The sequence below is a fragment of the Sphingobium herbicidovorans genome (assembly GCF_002080435.1).
Taxonomy (GTDB): Bacteria; Pseudomonadota; Alphaproteobacteria; order Sphingomonadales; family Sphingomonadaceae; genus Sphingobium; species Sphingobium herbicidovorans.
The window spans coordinates 50,529-70,711 of record NZ_CP020539.1 but is presented as its reverse complement, the minus strand read 5'-3'; the positions used below and the strand labels follow the sequence as shown (position 1 = coordinate 70,711).

The 20,183-nt window shown below is 61.6% G+C and carries 15 protein-coding genes and 1 pseudogene; 8 read left to right on the top strand and 8 right to left on the bottom strand.

Going from position 1 to position 20,183, the window contains the following annotated elements; translation table 11 throughout:
- Positions 1 to 79: 79 nt before the first annotated feature.
- Positions 80 to 388 carry a hypothetical protein gene (locus B6S01_RS14835; RefSeq protein ID WP_062793200.1) on the bottom strand — a complete coding sequence of 103 codons (309 nt, stop codon included), beginning with the start codon at positions 386 to 388 and terminating at the stop codon, positions 80 to 82.
- Positions 389 to 446: 58 nt separating this feature from the next.
- Positions 447 to 1,097 carry a TetR/AcrR family transcriptional regulator gene (locus B6S01_RS14830; protein ID WP_062793198.1) on the bottom strand — a complete coding sequence of 217 codons (651 nt, stop codon included), beginning with the start codon at positions 1,095 to 1,097 and terminating at the stop codon, positions 447 to 449.
- Between the two features lie 200 nt (positions 1,098 to 1,297).
- On the opposite strand from B6S01_RS14830, the gene B6S01_RS14825 reads away from it, so the two are divergent.
- From B6S01_RS14825 to B6S01_RS14810, 4 genes are read left to right on the top strand one after another with little or no spacing between them, the layout of a single operon-like run.
- On the top strand, positions 1,298 to 3,472 hold the full coding sequence (locus B6S01_RS14825; protein ID WP_234810804.1) for a glycoside hydrolase family 3 C-terminal domain-containing protein: 2,175 nt from the start codon (positions 1,298 to 1,300) through the stop codon (positions 3,470 to 3,472).
- Between the two features lie 21 nt (positions 3,473 to 3,493).
- Positions 3,494 to 6,346 (top strand): glycosyl hydrolase, encoded by a 2,853-nt coding sequence (locus B6S01_RS14820; protein ID WP_169802890.1) that lies wholly within the window; start codon positions 3,494 to 3,496, stop codon positions 6,344 to 6,346.
- Positions 6,346 to 7,350 carry an alpha/beta hydrolase gene (locus B6S01_RS14815; RefSeq protein WP_094182652.1) on the top strand — a complete coding sequence of 335 codons (1,005 nt, stop codon included), beginning with the start codon at positions 6,346 to 6,348 and terminating at the stop codon, positions 7,348 to 7,350. Before B6S01_RS14820 ends, B6S01_RS14815 begins: the two co-directional genes overlap by 1 nt.
- Positions 7,347 to 9,791, top strand: coding sequence for an alpha-L-rhamnosidase-related protein (locus B6S01_RS14810; RefSeq protein ID WP_062793194.1), 2,445 nt, complete (start codon positions 7,347 to 7,349; stop codon positions 9,789 to 9,791). Before B6S01_RS14815 ends, B6S01_RS14810 begins: the two co-directional genes overlap by 4 nt.
- A 12-nt stretch (positions 9,792 to 9,803) precedes the next feature.
- Here B6S01_RS14810 and B6S01_RS14805 read toward each other — a convergent pair whose 3' ends face one another.
- A complete protein-coding gene (locus tag B6S01_RS14805; protein ID WP_062793193.1) occupies positions 9,804 to 11,225 on the bottom strand; it encodes an NAD-dependent epimerase/dehydratase family protein in 1,422 nt (473 codons plus the stop codon).
- A 333-nt stretch (positions 11,226 to 11,558) separates the two neighbouring features.
- On the opposite strand from B6S01_RS14805, the gene B6S01_RS14800 reads away from it, so the two are divergent.
- Both B6S01_RS14800 and B6S01_RS14795 read left to right on the top strand, forming a co-directional pair.
- Positions 11,559 to 11,987, top strand: a complete 429-nt coding sequence (locus B6S01_RS14800; RefSeq protein WP_157704841.1) for a TonB-dependent receptor plug domain-containing protein — start codon at positions 11,559 to 11,561, stop codon at positions 11,985 to 11,987.
- Positions 11,988 to 12,032: 45 nt separating this feature from the next.
- Positions 12,033 to 12,797 carry an IS6 family transposase gene (locus B6S01_RS14795; protein WP_006949122.1) on the top strand — a complete coding sequence of 255 codons (765 nt, stop codon included), beginning with the start codon at positions 12,033 to 12,035 and terminating at the stop codon, positions 12,795 to 12,797.
- Between the two features lie 34 nt (positions 12,798 to 12,831).
- On the opposite strand, the pseudogene B6S01_RS14790 reads toward B6S01_RS14795, so the two are convergent.
- From B6S01_RS14790 to B6S01_RS21645, 4 genes and pseudogenes are all read right to left on the bottom strand, one after another.
- Positions 12,832 to 13,065, bottom strand: a pseudogene (locus tag B6S01_RS14790) (efflux RND transporter permease subunit); the annotation flags it as partial.
- 2 nt (positions 13,066 to 13,067) lie between these two features.
- Positions 13,068 to 14,147, bottom strand: coding sequence for an efflux RND transporter periplasmic adaptor subunit (locus B6S01_RS14785; protein WP_062793082.1), 1,080 nt, complete (start codon positions 14,145 to 14,147; stop codon positions 13,068 to 13,070).
- Complete coding sequence (locus B6S01_RS14780) at positions 14,144 to 15,619, bottom strand: efflux transporter outer membrane subunit (RefSeq protein WP_081570476.1); 1,476 nt, start codon at positions 15,617 to 15,619, stop codon at positions 14,144 to 14,146. The genes B6S01_RS14785 and B6S01_RS14780 overlap by 4 nt, the downstream gene beginning before the upstream one ends.
- Positions 15,620 to 15,673: 54 nt before the next feature.
- Positions 15,674 to 15,814, bottom strand: coding sequence for a hypothetical protein (locus B6S01_RS21645; protein WP_234810803.1), 141 nt, complete (start codon positions 15,812 to 15,814; stop codon positions 15,674 to 15,676).
- Between the two features lie 15 nt (positions 15,815 to 15,829).
- Here B6S01_RS21645 and B6S01_RS14775 point away from each other — a divergent pair, with 15 nt between their 5' ends.
- Both B6S01_RS14775 and B6S01_RS14770 read left to right on the top strand, forming a co-directional pair.
- Positions 15,830 to 16,357 (top strand): TetR/AcrR family transcriptional regulator, encoded by a 528-nt coding sequence (locus tag B6S01_RS14775; RefSeq protein ID WP_234810802.1) that lies wholly within the window; start codon positions 15,830 to 15,832, stop codon positions 16,355 to 16,357.
- Between the two features lie 189 nt (positions 16,358 to 16,546).
- Positions 16,547 to 18,964 (top strand): TonB-dependent receptor, encoded by a 2,418-nt coding sequence (locus tag B6S01_RS14770; RefSeq protein WP_062793087.1) that lies wholly within the window; start codon positions 16,547 to 16,549, stop codon positions 18,962 to 18,964.
- A 135-nt stretch (positions 18,965 to 19,099) separates the two neighbouring features.
- On the opposite strand, the gene B6S01_RS14765 is transcribed toward B6S01_RS14770, so the two are convergent.
- Positions 19,100 to 20,173, bottom strand: coding sequence for an AraC family transcriptional regulator (locus B6S01_RS14765; RefSeq protein ID WP_062793089.1), 1,074 nt, complete (start codon positions 20,171 to 20,173; stop codon positions 19,100 to 19,102).
- Positions 20,174 to 20,183: the final 10 nt, after the last annotated feature.

Genomic DNA, 20,183 nt, shown 5'->3' with positions numbered 1-20,183 from the left:
CAATCCCGAAATCTAAATTCTGCACAAATAGGAAAGGGCGCTTTCGCGCCCTTTCCTTTAAGATCCAATGCTTTGAGCTTTAGGGCAGCTTCGCCAGATCCGCGTCGATCGCAGCCAGGCGAGCATCGGTAACTTCGTCACCAGCATATTGCTGGATCGCCTTCAGCGTCATGCCACGTGCCATTTCGATCTGATCATTGGTGGTCAGGCCAGGGATATGCTTTTCAACCACTGCCTTGGCGGCGGGATTGTCGAGCAAGGTGCCCAGATCGGTTTCCGCGGTGCTGAACTTGGCTGTCGCGGCGGCAGATGACGGGTTCGCGGCGTCCTGCGCAAGTGCGGGCGTCGCAATGGCCAGAGCTGCTGTTGCAAAAATCAAAAAGCGCATTCCAGAAATCCTCCGTTATAGCCCGTGCTATATCGCACGATGTCGTTCTAAAATCAAGTCACCAACTGGACCGGGCCGCCATAAAAAGATCCACTGCCCTGTCGGCGGCTTTGAGCATTTCGCTTTCCGAGATTGGGCCCGCGCCGCTTTCCTGCATTTCCCATCCTGCAAGCGCCGATACCAGCATTCGGGCCGCGCCATCCGCATCGCGAGGGGGCATGCCGTCCCGTGTTCCGGCTTCCTCCATATCGCGCTTTATCAGCTGGACGATATACAGATAGCCCGACTCGTACAAAGCCTTGGCAAGTTCCGGAAAGCGTTCGCGATGAGCAAGTGTCAGCCTGCCGAAGGCGCGGACTTCCGTCTGCAACAACGACCGGGCGATGGTGCGCGCGTGATGGCGCAGCCGCTCGCCGATATCGTCGGTCAGCAGATGGTCTTCATGCGAGGATATGATGGCCCAGCCATCAACCCGCGCCTTTATGACCTTCATGAACAACGCTTCTTTTGAAGGATAGCGTGCATAAAGGGTTCCCTTTGACACGCCGGTCGCCGTGGCGATGTTTTCCATCGCCACGGCATCATAGCCCGACTCCAGGAACATGCGGGTTGCAGTCGATAGGATCGCCTGATCAATCGCTGCGACCTGCTTCGCATTAGGCCGGCCGCGCTTGGGCGTGAAGGCATTTTCGGTCTTTGTTGCAGACATAATGCTACCTCTGGCTTAAGCCTGCACAGGACGCAATGGTCGTTCCGAAATCAATCGAACGATATCGGTCGAATATTGACGCCGCATATGGTCCCGTATATAAAAACCTCGGCAAAAATTCGAATATGTCCACGGTTGGAGAGGGTCTCAGTATCATGAAAAAATCATCATCGCTTTTGTGCCTTGCGGCGATGTGCACGATGCTGACTCCCTTGGCCGGACAAGCGAAAACTGATGCGCGGACGGCCGAACGGCGCGCGGCCGAAACGCTTGCGAAAATGACTCAAGAGGAAAAGATCGGCCTTCTCCACGGTCCGATGCCCATGCTCCTTGCGGCTTCCAAGCGGCCCAAGGACGTTGCTATAGGCGCGGGGTTCATTCGTGGGGTCGAACGCCTTGGCGTGCCCATGCTGGTGGAAAGCGACGCCAGCCTGGGCGTCTCGAACTTGATGGAAATGCGCAAGGGCGATGTTGCGACCGCTTTGCCGTCCGGGTTGTCGCTGGCGTCAAGCTGGGACCCGGAACTCGCGCGTGCCGGTGGGGCAATGATCGGATCGGAAGCCAGGGCCAAGGGCTTCAACGTCATGCTGGTGGGCGGCGTCAACCTTATCCGGGATCCTCGGGCGGGCCGTAATTTCGAATATCTTGGCGAAGACCCCGTGCTTGCTGGCGAACTGGTCGGTGGTCAGATTGACGGCGTGCAATCGAACTCCATCATCGGGACGATCAAGCATTTCGCGCTGAATGACCAAGAAACGGGCCGGAACGTTGCTTCGGTCGAAATGGACGAAGCATCAATGCGGGAAAGCGATCTGCTCGCCTTCCAGATCGGCATTGAAAAGGGCAATCCCGGTTCGGTGATGTGCGCTTATAATCGCGTCGGGGGCCTTTACAGCTGCGAGCATCCATTTCTGCTGAACGATGTGCTGCGCCGGGATTGGGGCTTCAAGGGTTTCGTCATGTCCGACTGGGGGGCGGTCCATTCGACGGAAGCGATCCTGGCCGGTCTCGACCAGCAATCCGGCGAGCAGCTTGATGGCAAGCCTTATTTTTCCGACCTTCTGGTCAAGGCTGTTGAGGATGGCAAGATTCCGCAATCGGCCGTTGATAAGGCTGCGGGGCGGGTCCTCTATGCTATTTATGCGCATGGCGTAGCCGATCATCCGCTCCAGCCGGGCCAGACGATCGACTATGATGCTCATGCTGAAGTGGCGCAACGCGCAGCGGAACAAGGCATTGTCCTGCTGCGCAATGAAGGCGGCATTCTGCCGCTTGCGACAACCGCGAAGAAGATCCTTGTGGTAGGCGGAAATGCGGACGTCGGCGTCCCCGGGGGCGGCGGATCGAGCCAGGTCAATCCCGTGGGCGGGTTGAAGCGCGTGACAAAAGGCGCCGAAAGTGGCCCGGCCGCGGGTTTCGCCCGGCGCGGCTATGTCGGCACTGCTCCCCTGGATGCACTGCGGGCAGAGTTTCCCGGCGCCACTGTCAGCTATCTTGACGGGAAGGATGCAGCGGCCGCAGCAACGGCTGCCAAGGGCGCGGATGTCGTGATCGTCTTTGCCGAAAAATACAGCACTGAAGCGGTCGATCATCTGGACCTGTCGCTGGGCGAAGGGCAGGATGAATTGATCGACGCGGTAGCGAGCGCGAACGGCAAGACGATCGTGGTGCTGGAAACAGGCAATCCGGTGCTGATGCCCTGGCTGAACAAGGTGCCCGCCATATTGTCCGCATGGTATGGCGGCCAGCGGGGCGGGGCGGCGATTGCCCGCGTCCTGGCGGGCGAGGTCAACCCTTCCGGCCATTTGCCGGTCACCTTCCCGGCTTCCGTGGATCAACTGCCCAACCCGGTGCTTCCTGGCTCGGACGCGCCGCCAGCGGACAAGGAAACGCGTGCGATCTATGGCATTCAGGCAGGTACGAAACCGTTTGATATTCATTATCCGGAAGGTTCAGACGCCGGGTATCGCTGGTTTGACAAAAAGGGCCTGAAGCCGCTTTTCCCCTTCGGCTACGGGCTCAGCTATACGCAGTTTCGGTACGATGATCTGAAGGCGACAGGGGGCAAGACGCTGACCGTGCGCTTTACGGTGTCGAACAGTGGCGCACGTGCTGGCGCCGATGTCCCACAGGTTTATGTCACGCGACCAGGCAAGGCCAAGCGCCTGATCGGCTGGGCCAAGCCCGACCTGAAACCCGGCGAGAGCAAGGAGGTCACGGTCACCGCTGACCTGCGCGTGCTGGCTGATTTCGATGCCAAGGCGCAGCGTTGGGTGCTGCCCGCCGGGGAGGTCCGGGTCGAGGTGGGCGCCTCCGCCGCGGATCCCGTGCTGACCGGCACGGTAAGAATGAACCGCTTCGTTCGGAAGCCCTGAGCCATGAACAGGAAGCAGATCATGAGAAGCTGCCTGCTGGCGGCAACGGCCATGCTTGGCCTGACGAACGCGCCCGCCGTGGCGGGGCCCCTGGAGGACGGTTTTCGCGCCCCGCCGATGGAGGCGCGTCCGCGGCTGCGCTGGTGGTGGCCGGGTGATGCGGTAACGGACGAAGAATTGCGCCGCGAGATCAAGCTTATGGCGGACACGGGTTTTGCGGGCGCGGAGATACAGTCCTTCACGCCCAATTTCGTGACGCTGACGCCTGACGAGAAGCTGCGGGTCAACCAATATGCCGAGCCGTCCTTCTTCGGCCATGTCCGTACCGCGGCGGAAACCGCGAAGTCGCTGGGCCTGAGCCTTGACTATACGCTTGGTTCGTCCTGGCCGTCGGGCGGCGGTTTTACCATTCCGCCCGAACTGGCCTTCACCGAACTGACGATGGCCCGCACCGAAGTCAAAGGCGGCGAAGCGGGGCCGGTCAAGGTGACCATTCCCAAGCGCACCCGAAGGCTGGGCGCGCTCAACTTCCTGGACGCGCGGGTCAAGGATCCCAAGGTTGCCGATTGGAGCCAGCGCCTTGATGCGCGCGCGCGTACCGTTGCCGTGGTTGCGGTGAAGGGCGGCGCGCCAACACTCAAGCCATCGGCGCCCGGCGCCATGGGTGTGACGCTGACGCCGTGGCGAGATGTCGTGACTCCAGGCACGCTGGATCCGTCAACCAGCATTTTGTTGACGGACAAGCTGCGCGATGACGGCACGCTGGACTGGACGCCTCCGCCGGGCGACTGGCAGGTTCTGGTGTTCCGCCAATATGCCGCCGACATGGGCGTGCTGGGCGCGGCAGGGCAGGGGCCACAGCTGATCCTGGATCATATGAACCCCAAAGCCTTTGCGGCGCACGCGGAGCGGGTCGGCGATCCGCTGGGCAAGGATCCCGCCGGGATTAGGTCGACGTTCGTCGATAGCCTTGAACTGATGCAGGACATTCAGTGGGGGCCTGAACTACTGAATGAATTCAAGAAAAGACGCGGATATGATTTGACGCCCTATCTGCCCTTTGTCGTGCAGCCGGGATGGATGCAGGCGTGGAACGAGCATTGGTCGCCGCCCTATTTCGATGCGCAGGGCAATGGCCTGGGCGAACGGGTGCGTACCGATTACCGCCGCACCGTTTCCGACATGATGATCGAAGGGTTCATCCAGCCGTTCGTCGGGTGGAACCACGCCATGGGCCTGAAAGCCAAGTTCCAGGCCCATGGCGGCGCTTTCGACATCATCCGTGGCTATGGCCTAGCGGATATTCCCGAGACCGAGGATCTTCCCCATGAGGGCGATCCCCTGTTCATGCGGTTCGCCCGATCGGGCGCGCATCTCTATGGCCGTCCGATCGTGTCGGCGGAAAGCCTTGTCTGGAAGGACCGTCCCTTTGACGTGACCCCCAGCGAAATGCGGCGCAGGGTCGATGTGATGATGGCTGGCGGGGTCAACTCGATGATCCTGCATGGCTATAATTACCGCTTCCATGCCGAGGATTGGCCCGGCTGGCACGCTTTCCAGCCCAGCCCCTTCGCCGGCGGCTTTTCCAGCATGATCAATGAGAGCAATCCGATCTGGCCAGCGGTCAAGCCGCTCGCCGCCTATATCGGACGGCTTCAGTCGGTGATGCAGGCGGGCGAAGCGGTGGTGCCGGTTGCTTATTTTTATGGCCGCTACGGCTATTATGTCGGTATCGAGGACAAGGGCGCGGCCAAGCAGGAGGCGGAAAAGGCGTTCCTGGCGGGAGGCTATGATTTCGACCGGATAAACCCGGATTCAATTGCCAACGCCCGTGTCGAGAAGAAGCAGCTCGTGGCAAAGGGCGGCCAGCGTTATCCGGTGCTGGTGCTGCCCCCGATAGATGGCATCCGCGCCGATACCGCCGAAACGATCGCCCGTTTCGCCAAGGCTGGCCTGCCGGTGTTCTTCACCGATCATGCGCCCAGCAGGGACGAAGGTTTGGCGCAGGCGCGCAGCCGCGATGCCCGCGTGAGGAAGGCAGTGGCCGCCGCGTTGAAGGCGGGGGCGAAGATCGTTCCCGCGGCGTCGGTCACCGACAACCTGCGGACGGCGGCGATCCCGGCCAACCTGCGCTTCACCGGCGATGCCGCCGATCTGGTGTTTGTTCAGCGGCGCATCGACGGACGCACGGTCACTTTCGTTCACAACCGGGGCGAAGCGCAGCGTCAGGTTGCCGTGGCGCTTCCGGGCATGGGCGGCGTGACGCGCTGGGACGCGTTGGATGGCAGTATCGCGCCCGTTTCGGCCAAGGCTGTGGGGCAGGCGACAGAGGCCCCGCTAACCCTGTCCGCCGGGGAAAGCGCCCTGTTGGTGCTGGACCCTGAAACGCAGCCGGAAACGATCACTACTCCAGTCGCCGTCGACAGCATGGCGCTGCCCGCCGACGGGTGGCGGTTGCGCGTGGATGGCCATGCGGCGCGCAAGCCTTATGTCCATGATTTCGGATCGACAACGCTGAAAGATTGGCAACAGGTTCCTGAACTGACACGCTTTGCTGGTTCTGGCACCTACAGCCGGTCGATCAATGTCGATGCGGGCTGGCTGACGAAGGGGACGAAACTTGTGCTCGACCTGGGGCAGGTGCATGACATCGCCACGGTGACGGTAAATGGCCAGAGCCTCCCGCCGCTGTTCAGCGCACCGTTCCGCGTCGATGTGACTGGCCTGCTGCGGGCCGGGAAGAACGACCTTAGCGTCGCGGTGGCGAACGTGCCGCATAATGGCATGATCGACCCCAAGGACCCGACATACAAGAAGCTGAAACCGGCGCCAGCCGGTTGGTCAGGCCCCGCGCGGTTGGAGGCGCGCCGTTGATGCTGCGTGCCGCTGCCACGGCGATCGCGTCGTTTGCCTTGCTTGCCATGGCGCCCCCATCGACCATATCCGAGGCCGGTCTGGCGCCGGTCAACCCGGAGCTGCGGCCAGTGGCGCGCGCCATATTGAAGGCGCAAGGGAAGGGGATCCAATCCGTTCCATCAAAGCCGGCAGCCCTGCCCGCTGGCGTCGAGGAGCGGCACGCGCCCGGATCGCGCGGACATCCGTCAGTTCCACTCTATATAGTGAATGCCGGAACCGCAGAGGCGTCGCCGCGCGGCGTGATCTATTTCATCCATGGCGGCGGCTTTGTCGCCGGGGATGCGCGCCAAAATCTGCACGCGCTCAAGGCGATGGCGGAGCGGCTGAACTGCGTGATCGTGACCGTTCAATATCGCCTTGCACCCGCGACGCGCTTTCCCGGACCGCTGGAGGATGCCTATGCGGGGCTGAAATGGCTGCACGGCAATGCAGCCGCGCTGGGCGCCGACCCCGCCAGGATCGTCGTGATGGGCGAAAGCGCGGGCGGTGGCCTGGCGGCGATGTTGACGATTGCCGCCCGCGATCGCGGTGAAGTTCCCGTCGCCTATCAGGCGCTGGTATATCCGATGCTGGACGACCGCACCGGTTCATCGCGTCCCGTGCCGCCCCATATCGGACAGCTGATCTGGACGGCCAAGTCCAACAAGCAAGGCTGGACGGCGCTGCTGGGCCGTGAAGCTGGCGCAGCGACCCAACCTGCCGGGTCCGTCCCGGCGCGCGTCGCCAACCTGAAGGGACTGCCGCCGACCTTTATCGGTGTTGGGTCCGTCGATCTCTTCGCCGAAGAGGATATCGAATTCGCCCGCCGCCTCGTCAATGCGGGCGTGCCGACCGAGCTTCTGGTCGTCCCCGGCGCTTTTCATGGCTTCCAGTTTTTCGCGCCTCGGGCCGCTGTCTCCCAACAATTCAATGCGACGCTGGACGCCGCGCTGGCCCGCGCTCTTGCGTCGGAGGAAAAATGATGCGTGGCAGTATATTGATAGCCGGATCGTTGATGCTGGCCGGAAGCCCCGCCGCTATCGCGCAACCCGTCGCCAGCCAGGGCTGGATCAGTCATGCCGAAGCGGGGCCGACCGCCCGGCCGGTCGTGCTGCACTTTCGCCGTACAGTCGCCCTGTCCGCCAAACCGCGCAGCTATCCGGTGCGAGTGACTGCGGATAACCGCTTCATTCTGATGGTGAATGGATCGCGCGTTGCGGCCGGGCCATCGGCCGGCGATATCGACCATTGGCGTGAAGAGAGCATCGATCTTGCCCCCTATCTGAAGCGGGGCCGGAATGTCATCGCGGCGACGGTATGGAACGGCGTGCAGCCGCTGAAGCTGCCCGACAATCCGACGCCGGAACAGATTTCGGCGGCGCAGGGTGCTTCATTGTTCACCAATACAGCGCCCCTGTTCCAGCAGAGCGTCGCCACGGGCTTTCGCCTGATCGGCGAGGGTGGAGCGGCGGCGATCTCGACCGATCAGCCCGGCTGGCGCGTCAAGCGCGATCAGGGCCGTGGCTTTGGCAATGGCTGGCGGCAGGTCAAACGCTGGTATTATGTCGCGAGCAATCCCGAGACGATTGATGCAGCGAAAGCGGATTTCAATGCCGCTGGTCCGCAGGAAACGGGGCAAGGCTGGCAGGATGCCGTGGCTGCGCCGGACGCGGCGAAACGGACGCTGGTTCCCGACCGCTTGCCGCAGCAGCTTTACACGCCCGTCGCCCCCGGCAAGGTCGTCCGCACCGATTTGCCCGCCGCCAGGGGCTTTCCCGCGCGTGCGATCACCATCGCCCCGAACAGCAAGGCGACCTTGCTGCTGCAACGGGACGCGATGGTTTCGGCCTATCCGCAGCTGGACGTTTCCGGCGGCAAGGGCGCGACGATCAAGCTGCTGTGGGCCGAAGCGCTTTATGACGCCAATTTCCGCAAGGGCGATCGCGACCTGATCGAGGATCGCAAGCCCATCGGCATCTGGGACAGTTTCGTCGCCGACGGCGAGAAACGCAGCTTCGCGCCCCTGTGGTGGCGGACGTGGCGCTATGCCGAAATAACGGTGGAGACAAAGGATCAGCCGCTGGTGCTGGAAGGGATGCGGGCGTTTGAAACCGGCTATCCCTTCAAGCAGATCGGCAGGTTCGAAAGCGAAGATCCTCAACTGAAACAGATTTTCGATGTGGGTTGGCGCACCGCCCGGATCGATGCCCATGAAACCTACATGGACACAGCCTATTGGGAGCAGCTTCAATATGTCGGCGATACCCGCCTGCAGATGCTGATTTCCTACGCCGTGTCGGGTGACCCGCGCCTGGCCGAGCAGGCGATCGACGCCTATGCCGGATCCAATGTCGATGGCGGCCTGATCGAAAGCGCGTGGCCGACGCGCGGCAACAATGTGATCGCGCCCTTCGCGCTGCTGTGGGTGGGCATGCTGGACGACTGGCGGCTGCGTCAATCCGATCCGGCGCCCATCGTCCGCAATATCGGCAGGATGCGCCAGATACTGGACTGGTTCGAAACCTATCGCCGTCCCAGCGGCCTGTTGGGCAAGAACCCCCAGTGGAATTTCATCGATTGGGTTGGGCAGCCCGCAACCGATCGGACCATTTTTCCCTCCTATGGCAAGTCGGGTGAAAGCTGCCTGATGAGCGTCAGCTGGCTTGGGGCGTTGCAGCAGGGCGCGCAGATCGAGACGTCGTTCGGCGACAAGGACGTCGCGCAGCGCTACGCCCAGCGCGCAGAGGCGTTGAAGGCCGCCGTTCGGAAACACTGCTGGGCGCCTGCGCGTGGGCTTTACGCCGACAATCCCGATGGCGACCGGTTCAGCCAGCATATGAACGCCTTGGCCATCCTCTACGATGTGGCGAGCCGCGATGAAGCTGGCGGGATCATCGATCGGATCATCGCCCCGGGCAAGGGCATCGGCGCGCCCGATGGCGTGACGCAGGTCAGCTATTATTTCGCCTGGTATCTGGCGCAGGCGCTGGTCCATGCGGGTCAGGCCGACCGATATGTCAGCCTGCTCCAGACATGGCGCGACCTGCTGGCGATGAATTACACCACCTGGCCAGAGGAGCGGGACGGCGCTGGGCAGGGCGGGGAAAAGCAATCGACCCGCTCCGACAGCCACGCATGGAGCGCACATCCCACCGCGGACCTGCTGGGCATCGTGGCCGGGATTGGCCCGGACGCACCCGGCTATGCGCGCTTGAAGGTGGAGCCTGCGCCTGGATCGCTCAAGCGCCTGTCGGCTACGGCTGCGACGCCTCACGGGCCGGTCAGCGTTCGTTATCGCCTGTCGGGTGGGACGCTCACCGCGGAAATCACCCGGCCTGCGAACCTGCCGGGCGATTTCGTGTGGAAGGGCAAGCGCTATCCGCTGACGCGGGTGACGACGAGAGTGAAGGTTCCGGCCGGCTGACGCCGGGACCGTTCAACCTGCCGCATCGCTCCATACTTGCGCGAAGAAGGGATTGCGCGTGGCCTCTGCGTCGTAGCTGGCAGGGTCGATCATGGTGGTGGGGCACCAATGGCCGCCCCGAAGATACAGGCGCGGCGTCATGGTGAAGCGATGCCCCGCCGCCGACTGCCACTCCACGGGCACATCCGGGCCGTCGCAGGACGCGGCAAGGCATTGGCCTCCGCGATATTCGGCAGCGGCCCTCAGATCCTCGATCCGCCAGTCCTCCGGCGCGCGGGTTTCGTCATAGCCGTGGTCCAGCAGGGTGGGTTCGCGCGAAGGTTGCGTGAAACGGAAATCGTCCCAGTTGCGCGGAATCGCCTCCCACGCTGCGCGCGATCCGAAATAGGCGCGGATCTTGGCTTCGTCATTGTTCGCGAACCAATAGAGCGACCCTTCGGGCGCATTGGCGAGCTTTTCGATCTGCTTCGATATGACGCCCGGCATCAGCTTGGGAATCATCCGCGCGATCCACGGCATGTGCCGGGGCGCTTCCTGGAAATAGTCCTGGAGCGACTGTTCGCGGAAGGGCACCAGTTGTTCCAGCCGGTCGGAATCCGCATACCATTGGCCATGGAAGTTGCGGGTTGCAAACCAGTGCGGTTTCAGCACCTTGCGATAGGTGGGCATCGTCCTTTCCATGAATTCATGATTGACGACCCGCGATGTCGCGCCACCCCCGATATTGTAGAAACCGCGCCAGAAAGCGTCCGGCACATCGTCGCTGCACACCGCCGCCATCAAGCGGCCACTGTCATTGGCCGTCGACCATTCGAACACGCCGTTGATCGGATTGTGGAACATGATCGGATCGAAAATCTTCCACATCTGGTAATGGGCCATGCCGCTCTGCCGCAGGGAGGCCCAATGGGTGATGCCGCTCTGCGCCACGATCGCCTCGGCCTGCGTCTTGGTGACGGCATAATGGTCATAGGCGCTGATCTTGATGGGATCGCCGGTGCGTCCCCACTGAACGGGCGCGTTCCGGCTGCCTGTTTCAGCCACGGTGCCGATGTAGATGAGGCGCGTTTGCCGGGGATCGCCGACGGCGTGGATGGCATCGACGATATTCTGCGCGCCGCCGACATTCACCTGCGTCACAAGTTCAGGAGGCATGCTGTCGCACGCCGGCGACACAAGCCCGCCGACGTGCAGAACGACGTCGGCGCCCGCTACGCCGTCCCGAATGGACGCCGCGTCGGTCAAGTCACCCCAGACGATCTCCGCCAGGCCGCGCCGCTGAACATCCTTGACGACAGGATGCGCCTTTTCCTCTGGCCGCACCAATATGCGCAGGCGCAGCTGGTCATTCCTTGCGGCGATGCGCTTGACCGCCTCGCGACCCATGTTGCCGGTCGCGCCGGTCAGAAAAATCGTCTTGCGGCTGTCCGTCATAAAGCTCCCCTCCGACAATCCCGCTTAATCGCACCAGATCGTTCTAATAACAAGGGGGATGGATGTCCGGGCGCCTTCCCCCGCCTATAACGTCAGGCCACAAGTCCAGCGCATTGGCAGGGGCGCGATGGCAGGTGGAAAAGCATTTGCGCAGACACAAGCCGTATCGGGCACGTGGAATCGCAAGGCGGTTGGCCGGACTGTTGCCAATAAAGCACGATATCGTGCGAAAATGCCTTCCCCATGGCGTCTAAGGATTGCACGCCCTCCGCTGCGCCGTTAGCGGCCTTCGCCATTGCGGGGGTGATCCCTCAGGTCGAAGGAAAGGACGTCATGAAAAAGGCGAATAGTTTTGCCGCATTGTTGTGCGGCGCCGCGCTGATTGTACCGGCGGCAGCTTGGGCGCAGGACAGCGCCGGCATCGAAGGCGACGAATCGAACGAAATCATCGTCACCGCGACCCGCGAGGCCCGCTCGCTTCAGTCGGTGCCGATGACCGTCAACGTCGCGACCGGCGAGCAGCTCCAGAAGTTCAACATCTTTGACGCCAAGGATGTGCAGCAGCTTGCACCGGGCCTGGAACTGACCAACAACAGCGGCCGGAACAACACCACCACGCTGCGCGGCGTGTCGTTTGACCCCGACCAGGGCACCAGCCCGGCCGTCCAGGTCTATTACAACGAAATCCCGACCGACGCTCAGACCGTCTATACCGCTCTGTACGACATCCAGCAGATCGAAGGGCTCTGTTGCAAACTCTGACACGGTTTCCAAGATTGGGCTCATGTACTGTCAAGGTCAGTTGCGATGAACGATTTCAAAGGACGGCATTTTACCGGCGAGGTCATCCTATGGGCGGTGCGCTGGTATTGTCGATACGGCATCAGCTACCGTGATCTCGAGGAAATGCTGTCCGAGCGTGGGATCGATGTCGATCATACGACGATCTATCGCTGGGTGCAGCGCTACGCGCCGGAGATGGAGAAGCGTCTCCGCTGGTTCTGGCGGCGCGGCTTTGATCCGAGCTGGCGTCTGGATGAGACCTACGTAAAGGTGCGGGGCAAATGGACCTACCTGTACCGGGCGGTCGACAAACGGGGCGACACGATTGATTTCTATCTGTCATCGACACGCAGCGCCAAAGCGGCGAAGCGCTTTCTGGGCAAAGCTCTTCGTGGCCTGAAGGACTGGGAAAAGCCGGCCAAACTCAATACCGACAAGGCACCCAGCTACGGCGCAGCAATCGCTGAGCTGAAACGCGAAGGCAAACTGGCGGCGGAAACCGAGCACCGGCAGGTGAAATATCTGAACAACGTGCTCGAGGCCGACCACGGCAAGCTGAAGATGCTGATCAAGCCGGTACGTGGCTTCAAGTCGATGCCAACGGCCTACGCCACGATCAAGGGCTTCGAGGTCATGCGCGCCCTACGCAAAGGACAGGCCCAGGCATGGTGCCTGCAGCCAGGTATCATGGGGGAGGTGCGCCTGGTTGAAAGAGCATTCGGAATTGGACCCTCGGCCCTGACCGAAACCATGATTATGCTCAATAAGCATTTCGCCAATGCTGCCTAATCCCCCAACTGGGTGACGCCGCGCGGCCGTGCCCCATGTTTGCAACAGAGCCGCTCAGGGCATTTTCGATGGGCCGTGTGATCTGATTTTCAACTTCGCTGGGCGCAGCGCCATTTTGCGTGACCGTCACGCTGACCACGGGGAAGTTCACGTTTGGGAACTGCTTGATGGGCAGTCCCACATAAGCAACGATCCCGGCGATTGTCAGCAGGATGAAAAGCGACACTACCGGTATCGGATTACGGATGGCCCAGGCAGAAATGCGCATGACTACGGCCTCCCGCTCGACGCAATCCGAACCCGGTCACCTTCCAACAGGAAGGCGCCACCGCCCGCTACCGCTCTGGCGCCCGCCTCTGCGCCGCTCAATATCTCCACCATGCCGGCGGCACGCCGTCCTGTCCGGACGGTAACGCGGCGAACGCGATCACCTTTGTCCAACAGCAGCATATAGGCGCCGTCGGTATCATAATGGACTGCCTTCTCAGGGGCAGTGAGTACTGCGGCGCTTGCCTTCACGAAGCTGGCCTTGGCAAATCCACCTGGCCGCAGATCGGGATTGACCGGCAGCGCAATGCGGGCGCGGGACAGGCCGGTCTGATTATCAACCCGCGCGCCGAGCAGACGCACCTTGCCGTTCACCTTGGCGCCCGATGCCAGCGTGACCACTGCGGGATCACCAATTGCCAATGTTCCCATTGCTGCTTCAGCGACTTCTGCATCCAGTTCCACCAGATCATCGCGCGCGATCGTGAACAGCACGGTGCCGGATGCGGAGGGTTCGCCCGGTCGCGCGGAACGTTGAAGCACCCGCCCGGCGACAGGCGAGCGAATGATCAGGCGGCGCTGCCGTGTCAGCAAGTCATCAAGCTGTGCTTTAGCGACGCCCACTGCGGCCTGTGCGGACCTGGCGGCGATCCGCCGCTGGTCTATAGCTTCCTGCGAGATGACGCCCTGGTTGTCGAGTTCAGCAACGCGACCCGCCTCCATCCCGGCCTTTTCATAAGCCACCTGCTGCTGACTGAGTTGCGCGCGCGCCTGATCGATCTGGGACCGGAGCAGCGTGTCGTCCAGCACCGCCAGCACCTGCCCCGCACCGACCCGCGCATCTTCTTCCACCAACACGCGCGCGATTCGGTAACCGGACAGTTCCGGGGCGACCGCCACTTCCTCTCGCGGGATCAGACGGCCCGACGCGCTGAGTCCGCCGTCGAGCGTGCGCTGTTCAACCCGCGCGACGGTGACCGTGGGGGGAGGCGGTTCCTTCGCGCCCTCTTCACCGCCGCCGCACGCGGCAAGCAGCAGCGCGACGGGAAGCGCCATCGCAATGGGATGCAGCTTGAAAGTCACGGCTTTTCCTTTAACTGAATAGGTAGAATGACAGCAGCCTGGTTGGGCGCGGTGGCAGGTTCATCGGGATTCCAGCCCCCGCCCAAGGCGCGAAACGCGCTGACGACATTATTGAGCGCTTGGGTCCGCGCGTTGGTCAGCGCCCTGCGCGCCGTTCGCCAAGTCTGTTCGGACTGGAGCAGCGTCGTCAGGTCGGTCAGCCCCGCATCATAGCCTTTGCGCCCAGCATCGAATGCAAAGCGCGCCCGCTCCTCTGCCCTGATCAGGTCTCGCAGGCGCGTACCGTCGGCCGCGACAAGCGCGAGCGCGATGTCAGCGTCGCGAAACGCCGCTTGCACCGCCGCTTCGTAGCTGACGACCGCTTGCTCTCCTTGCGCCTGTGTCGCGCGCAATTGCGCCATCAGGCGGGTGCGATCCAGCACCGGCAGGCCAAGCCCCGCGCCCAAGGACCATAGCGCCGATATGCCGCCAAATGCGCCGGACGTCCGGCTAATGCTACCGTTGCCCTGTAGGGTGAAGCGCGGGAACAGCGCCAGCCGATCGACCTTCACCGCGCTAGCTGCCGCAGCCAGACGAGCTGCCGCAGCCAATATGTCGGGCCTGCGGGTCAGCAGCGTCGCAGGCAATAATGTGGGCACCAGCGGCGGCGCGTGGAGCCGCGCGTCGATGGACAGGCTGTCGGTCGGCGCATCCGGTCGGCCCACAAGTACCAACAGCGAGCGCTTCGCATTTCGCAATGCCGTTTCGATCCGCGTCAGCTCCGCCTGCGCAGACGCAACATCGCCTTCCAGCCGTGCAGTTTCGCTGGCCGCCACCAGACCGTGACTCAGGGCAAGTTCAGACGCTCGCGCCAGATCTCGCGCGATCCTTAGCACCTCTTGCGCATCATCGCGTTGCACCGCCAGTCCGCGCGCGTCGAACAATGCGCTCGCGACATCAGCGGCAAGGCTGATCCGTGCGCCATGATAATCGTAGGCCGCCGCAACGTAAGTCGCGCGAGCCCCCTCTCCGATCGCGCCAAGTCGTCCGAACAGGTCAATTTCCCAACTGGGGCTAAACGCCAGCGACTGACTATCGGCCCGCGCGGTCGAGCCGAACAAATCCAACCCGGATAACTGGCGGCCGTCCTGCACCTTGGCCGTTCCACTAATGGCGCCGGTCGGTGATCGCTGCGAAAGCGACTGGTCGCGAATAGCGCGCGCCTCCCGCAAGCGGAAATAGGCAGAACGCGCGTCGGTGCCGTTCGTCAGTGCCTCGTCAATTAGCGTCGAAAGTTGCGGATCGTCGAACCGATCCCACCATCGGTCCATTCCGTCCGGAACGGCAAGGCTTGACGCAGCCTCAAAACTTGGGGGCAGCGCAAGCTGGGGCTGCGCCAGCTTTATCGACGGCGCGCAGCCGCACAGTGCGACACAAAACAAAAGTGAATAGGAGCGCGGGCCAGAATACGGCAAGCGACTAACTCCAGTCATGGCGATTGAACACCCGGATAGCGCAGACACTAAAAGAAACAAGAATGTTTATTTTCAGGGGCGCATTTTTTTGCCATGAGCCTGTTGATGACCGATCGCCCGCCAGCACGACGCCCAGGCCGCCCCCGCCGCGAGGAAAGCGGCGACGTCGAGCAGCGCCTTGTCGAAACGGCCATGCGAATGCTGGTGGAACACGGCCCCAGCCTGACGATGAACACGATCATCGCTGCTTCCGGATTGTCGCGAAAGACCGTGTATGCCCACTATCCCAACAAATCTGCGCTGTTTGCTGCGGTCGTGCGGCAGATGCTGACTTTCGGACTTCAGCCGATGAGCGTGCCGCCGCGGGCCCATTGGCAAGAGAGTCTGCTGTCATTCGTCGAGACATGCCTGGCCGAAGTGTGCGAACCCCATGCCACCGCCATGCGCCGGTTGTTGATGCTGCACCCATCCTTCATGGAAGATGCTCGACCTCATATCGAGCAGGTGGTCGTGCGGCGCTACCTTGATCCTCTGGCCAACTTTCTACAGTCACTGGTGGATCAGGCGATTTTGCCGGATCAGGATGTGGCTTTTGCGGCAGAGGCGCTCACCAGTCTGATCCTGTCGGAATCGCACAGGCGCTTCTTTCAGGCATTGCCCAGCGACAGCGTCGATCCAGTACAGCTTCACGATCATGCGCGCCGACTAACCGCTCTATTCTGTGGCGGCGTTTTGCATCTCCCCTCGCTCATGTAGCGGCGCGGGATTTCGTCGAACGGACGCTGAGGGCATCTGCGTGGGAAATGCGCCAGAAAAAGTCGCATTTCGCACGCAACCGTTCAGAAAAATATTTGCGTGCGTCAGAATTCCCGATATAGTCTTAGCGAACGGCCCAAAAACCACGAGAGCCGTTTATCTGAACACATACCTCTGGGGAGGATATCAATGCAAATTGAGCGCGTATCGCGCATGGCGCTTCTGTGCGCCAGCGTCTCTGCTTTCGCCGCACCGGGTGTCGCTTATGCACAAGCCGGGGCCGAAGCCAGCAACAGCGACATCATCGTCACCGCAACACGACGCGAGGAAAAGCTCCAGGACGTTCCCATGTCTGTGAACGTCGCGACTGGTGAGCAGCTAGAGAAATTCAATATATTCGACGCAAAGGACGTCCAGCAACTTGCGCCTGGTCTTGAACTGACCAACACGACCGGCCGCAACAACACGACGACTTTGCGCGGTGTTTCCTTCGACCCGGATCAGGGCACTGCGCCAGCGGTTCGCGTCTATTACAACGAAATTCCGACCGACGCTCAGACTGCCTATACCGCCATATACGACATCGAGCAGATCGAAGTGCTGCGCGGCCCTCAGGGCCTGTTGCGGGGCCTGTCCGCTCCGGCCGGCTCCATTACCATTCGTACGCGCCGTCCCAATTTCGATGCGGTCGAAGGCTATGCCCAGGCAACCGCGACGAGCCGCGCAGGCTATAACGTACAAGGCGGCGTGTCCCTGCCCTTCAATGATCAGCTGGCGCTACGTGTCGCAGCTGTCGTCGATGGCAACCGCATTAACAATGTGAAGAATGTCACGCTGGACGAACGGTCGCAAAGCAACACCGAAAGCGTTCGCGCGACGCTGGGCTGGCGTCCGAGCGATGCGTTCAGCGCGTATCTGACATACCAGTATCTGCATGCCGATAACACCCAGTTCCAGCAAGTCGTCGGCACGGGCAACACCCCGTTTGCATTCAACCCGGCCCGTTCTGGTCCGGCGCTTGGCGTGTCGGATTATGGCGCCGTAGCTGAAGGCGGTTTCCGCAACCGGAATCTGACGCACTTGATCAACCTGGCGTTTGACTACGATCTGGGCGGCTCAACTGTTTCGTTCGTGGGCGCACATCAATATAGCAAGTTGACGATCAATCGTGATCTTGACCCCGGCAATTCAGTCCCTGGCTATATAGCCGCGTCGAATGTCGTCACACCTTACAAGGTCGATACTGCGGAACTGCGCTGGCAGACGAATAATGATGAAGGTCTGGGCGGTGGCGTCAGCGCCTTCTTCACCAAACAGACTGGCACGACCGTCGTCGATCAACGCGCTGACAGCTTCATTGCACCTTTCCTGGGACCGGATGCTTTAATTCCTATTGGTCCTGGCTTTTCTGCGCCCAACACCGTCCCCATTGGCGTCCGGGTAGTCGTTCCCGTCGATACGCAGACTTGGTCTTTTGCTGGCAATCTCCGCTACAAGACCGGGCCGCTAACGATCGAAGGCGGGTTGCGCTATTCGATCATCAAGGCCAATCAAACAACCCAACAGACCGTTTTCTTCGGAGCGCACCCGTTCTTCGCCGCCTTGCCTCCGGTTATCGGACCGACGGAAATCATCCCCGCATCTCTTCAAAAGCGCACGAACAAGCCGCTTACCGGGGGCCTGACTGTCAACTTCGCCGTAAATGACGATCTAAATGTCTATGCCGCCTATGGCCGCGCGTTTCGCGCCGGAAGCACCGGCGTCGCGGTTCCGGCCGGGATCAGCGACGATCTTATCTCGACTCGAGGCGAGAAAACGGACTCCTTTGAAGTCGGCATGAAGGGTTCGTTGTTGGACCGACGGGTCAACTATGCCGTCGCCGCTTTCTATCAGAAGTTCGACGGCTTCCTCGGCCGCTTCACGGGTATCCAGTATAATTGCCCTGAACAAGCAGGTTCCTGCTCTGCTTCTGGCGATCCAATCCAGCCGGGTGAACCGACTAACGGCAGCTTTGACTTCAACTACAATGGCGACGCAAAGGTAAAGGGCATCGAAGCATCCATCGACGCCCGCTTTATCGACACCTGGGACCTGGGTGTTGCGGCGTCCTATACCCGCGCTCGCTACAGCGACGCCCTGCTGCCGTGTAATGACTTCGACGGTTCGGGTGTTCCGAACCAGAATGGCACGGCGGTGATCACGGGTAATGGCAATGTCAGCTACTGCCGCTCCAGCGGGCGCCTTGCCGAGACTCCTGACTTCAGCTTGACCGCTAACACGGAACTGCGCTTCCCGGTCGGCGAATATACGCCGTTCGTTCGGGCGTTGTTCACCTACCGGCCTGGCTTCACGTCCACTTTGGCGAACTTCGACTATCAGGACCGCGAACTGCTGAACCTGTTCGTTGGTCTGCGTGGACCGGACAGCAAGTGGGAAGTCACCGCATTTGCGCGCAACCTTCTGAACCAGAAGCGGATCACCAATACCTCGCTGGGCAATGCCATCACGCCGACGCAAACCCCCGGAGGGACGCTGGACTCGGGATATCGTCTCGTGAACGTCACGAACCCGCGGGAATTTGGCGCGACACTCAACTTCAAGTGGTAATATTTGTCGGCCTCCATCCTCCCTGCGAGGATGGAGGCCGGCGCCTTTTACGGCGTCAGATCTCAATCCAGAAGCGCGCCGTCTTGCGCTCTCACGGGCCAAGCCATGTGGGCGATATTAGCTGAACGGCCCAGTTCACACCGCGAGTTCTGCATTATTCACGACCGGACCGTTACTCTGACGATAGGCGGTCGGCGAATAGCCGGTCCACAGCCGAAATGCCTGCCGGAAAGCATCTGAATCGCAATAGTCCAGTCGGCCTGCGATTTCCTCGATCGACATGCCTGTCCTGCGTAGCAGATGAAGGGCCAGTTCACGGCGACAGCTTTCGCGCACCTGACGATAGCTTGTCCCTTCGCGCGCCAGTTGACGGCGCACCGTGGCCTCGCTGCTACCCAGGCTAGCGACGATCTCACCGAATGGCGGCAGTCTCCGGGCGCTTCGTAACGCGGCCATGGCAATCTCTCGCACACGTAATTCGGCAGGCGCTCCATTCGCCTCGTGCGCCCCGGACACGAACAGCAGATTGTTCAGCGGCCGACCGGCCAGCTTTTCTCCGTTCCGTACGATGGGATAATCGAGCAAGGCCGCACTGAAGTCAAAGCCGCTCCAACCTTCGTCGAGCCGAACCGGAAATGGCAATGTCGGCAAATCCAGCGCGTGGAACACATTGCTCGAGTGATCGAGCCAGGCATGGCGCACCGGAATAGGCAGATCGATAAGCCATCCAAGAAGGCCATGCATTTCCATCACCCCGAAAAGGTCGATCAGGCAAGCTGCGGGCGTGGACCCGGACGATCGTGTCGCCTGAAGCTGAAGTTGCGCACTATCGCCACGGGTCCGCAGAGTCATTTTGCCGCATCGCCAATCGATCGCCTCGAAGCATTCGCAACACCGCATGATTGCTTCGCGAAGCGTTCGCGCCCCTGTCAGGCTGTACAGGATCACCTGCCAATGGCACGCCTTCAAGCTCTGGTGCCCGGCCAATCGAGCATCTCGTGCCGCGAGTTCATTGATCGCCCGGCTGGTGATCCGCGCAAGATCCGCCACGGGCAAGTCGTGCACGGAATCCCCTTCATGATGGGTCCGTCCCAGCACAAGATATAATGGAGCGACCGATCCGAAGACATTGCCGTAAATGGACAGCACACGTTCGGCGACGCTTTCGGCCAGATGCCACTGCCCCTGTTCTGGATGTGTTGAATGCATCCCGTGCTCC

Excerpts from the sequence above, each read along its gene's own strand:
- B6S01_RS14800 (WP_157704841.1), top strand. The coding sequence starts at position 11,559 with ATGAAAAAGGCGAATAGTTTTGCCGCATTGTTGTGCGGCGCCGCGCTG.
- B6S01_RS14815 (WP_094182652.1), top strand. The coding sequence starts at position 6,346 with ATGCTGCGTGCCGCTGCCACGGCGATCGCGTCGTTTGCCTTGCTTGCC.
- B6S01_RS14765 (WP_062793089.1), bottom strand. The coding sequence starts at position 20,173 with ATGCATTCAACACATCCAGAACAGGGGCAGTGGCATCTGGCCGAAAGC.
- B6S01_RS14825 (WP_234810804.1), top strand. The coding sequence starts at position 1,298 with ATGCTGACTCCCTTGGCCGGACAAGCGAAAACTGATGCGCGGACGGCC.
- B6S01_RS14780 (WP_081570476.1), bottom strand. The coding sequence starts at position 15,619 with ATGACTGGAGTTAGTCGCTTGCCGTATTCTGGCCCGCGCTCCTATTCA.
- B6S01_RS14795 (WP_006949122.1), top strand. The coding sequence starts at position 12,033 with ATGAACGATTTCAAAGGACGGCATTTTACCGGCGAGGTCATCCTATGG.
- B6S01_RS14770 (WP_062793087.1), top strand. The coding sequence starts at position 16,547 with ATGCAAATTGAGCGCGTATCGCGCATGGCGCTTCTGTGCGCCAGCGTC.
- B6S01_RS14810 (WP_062793194.1), top strand. The coding sequence starts at position 7,347 with ATGATGCGTGGCAGTATATTGATAGCCGGATCGTTGATGCTGGCCGGA.
- B6S01_RS14805 (WP_062793193.1), bottom strand. The coding sequence starts at position 11,225 with ATGACGGACAGCCGCAAGACGATTTTTCTGACCGGCGCGACCGGCAAC.
- B6S01_RS14835 (WP_062793200.1), bottom strand. The coding sequence starts at position 388 with ATGCGCTTTTTGATTTTTGCAACAGCAGCTCTGGCCATTGCGACGCCC.
- B6S01_RS14820 (WP_169802890.1), top strand. The coding sequence starts at position 3,494 with ATGAGAAGCTGCCTGCTGGCGGCAACGGCCATGCTTGGCCTGACGAAC.
- B6S01_RS14775 (WP_234810802.1), top strand. The coding sequence starts at position 15,830 with ATGAACACGATCATCGCTGCTTCCGGATTGTCGCGAAAGACCGTGTAT.
- B6S01_RS14830 (WP_062793198.1), bottom strand. The coding sequence starts at position 1,097 with ATGTCTGCAACAAAGACCGAAAATGCCTTCACGCCCAAGCGCGGCCGG.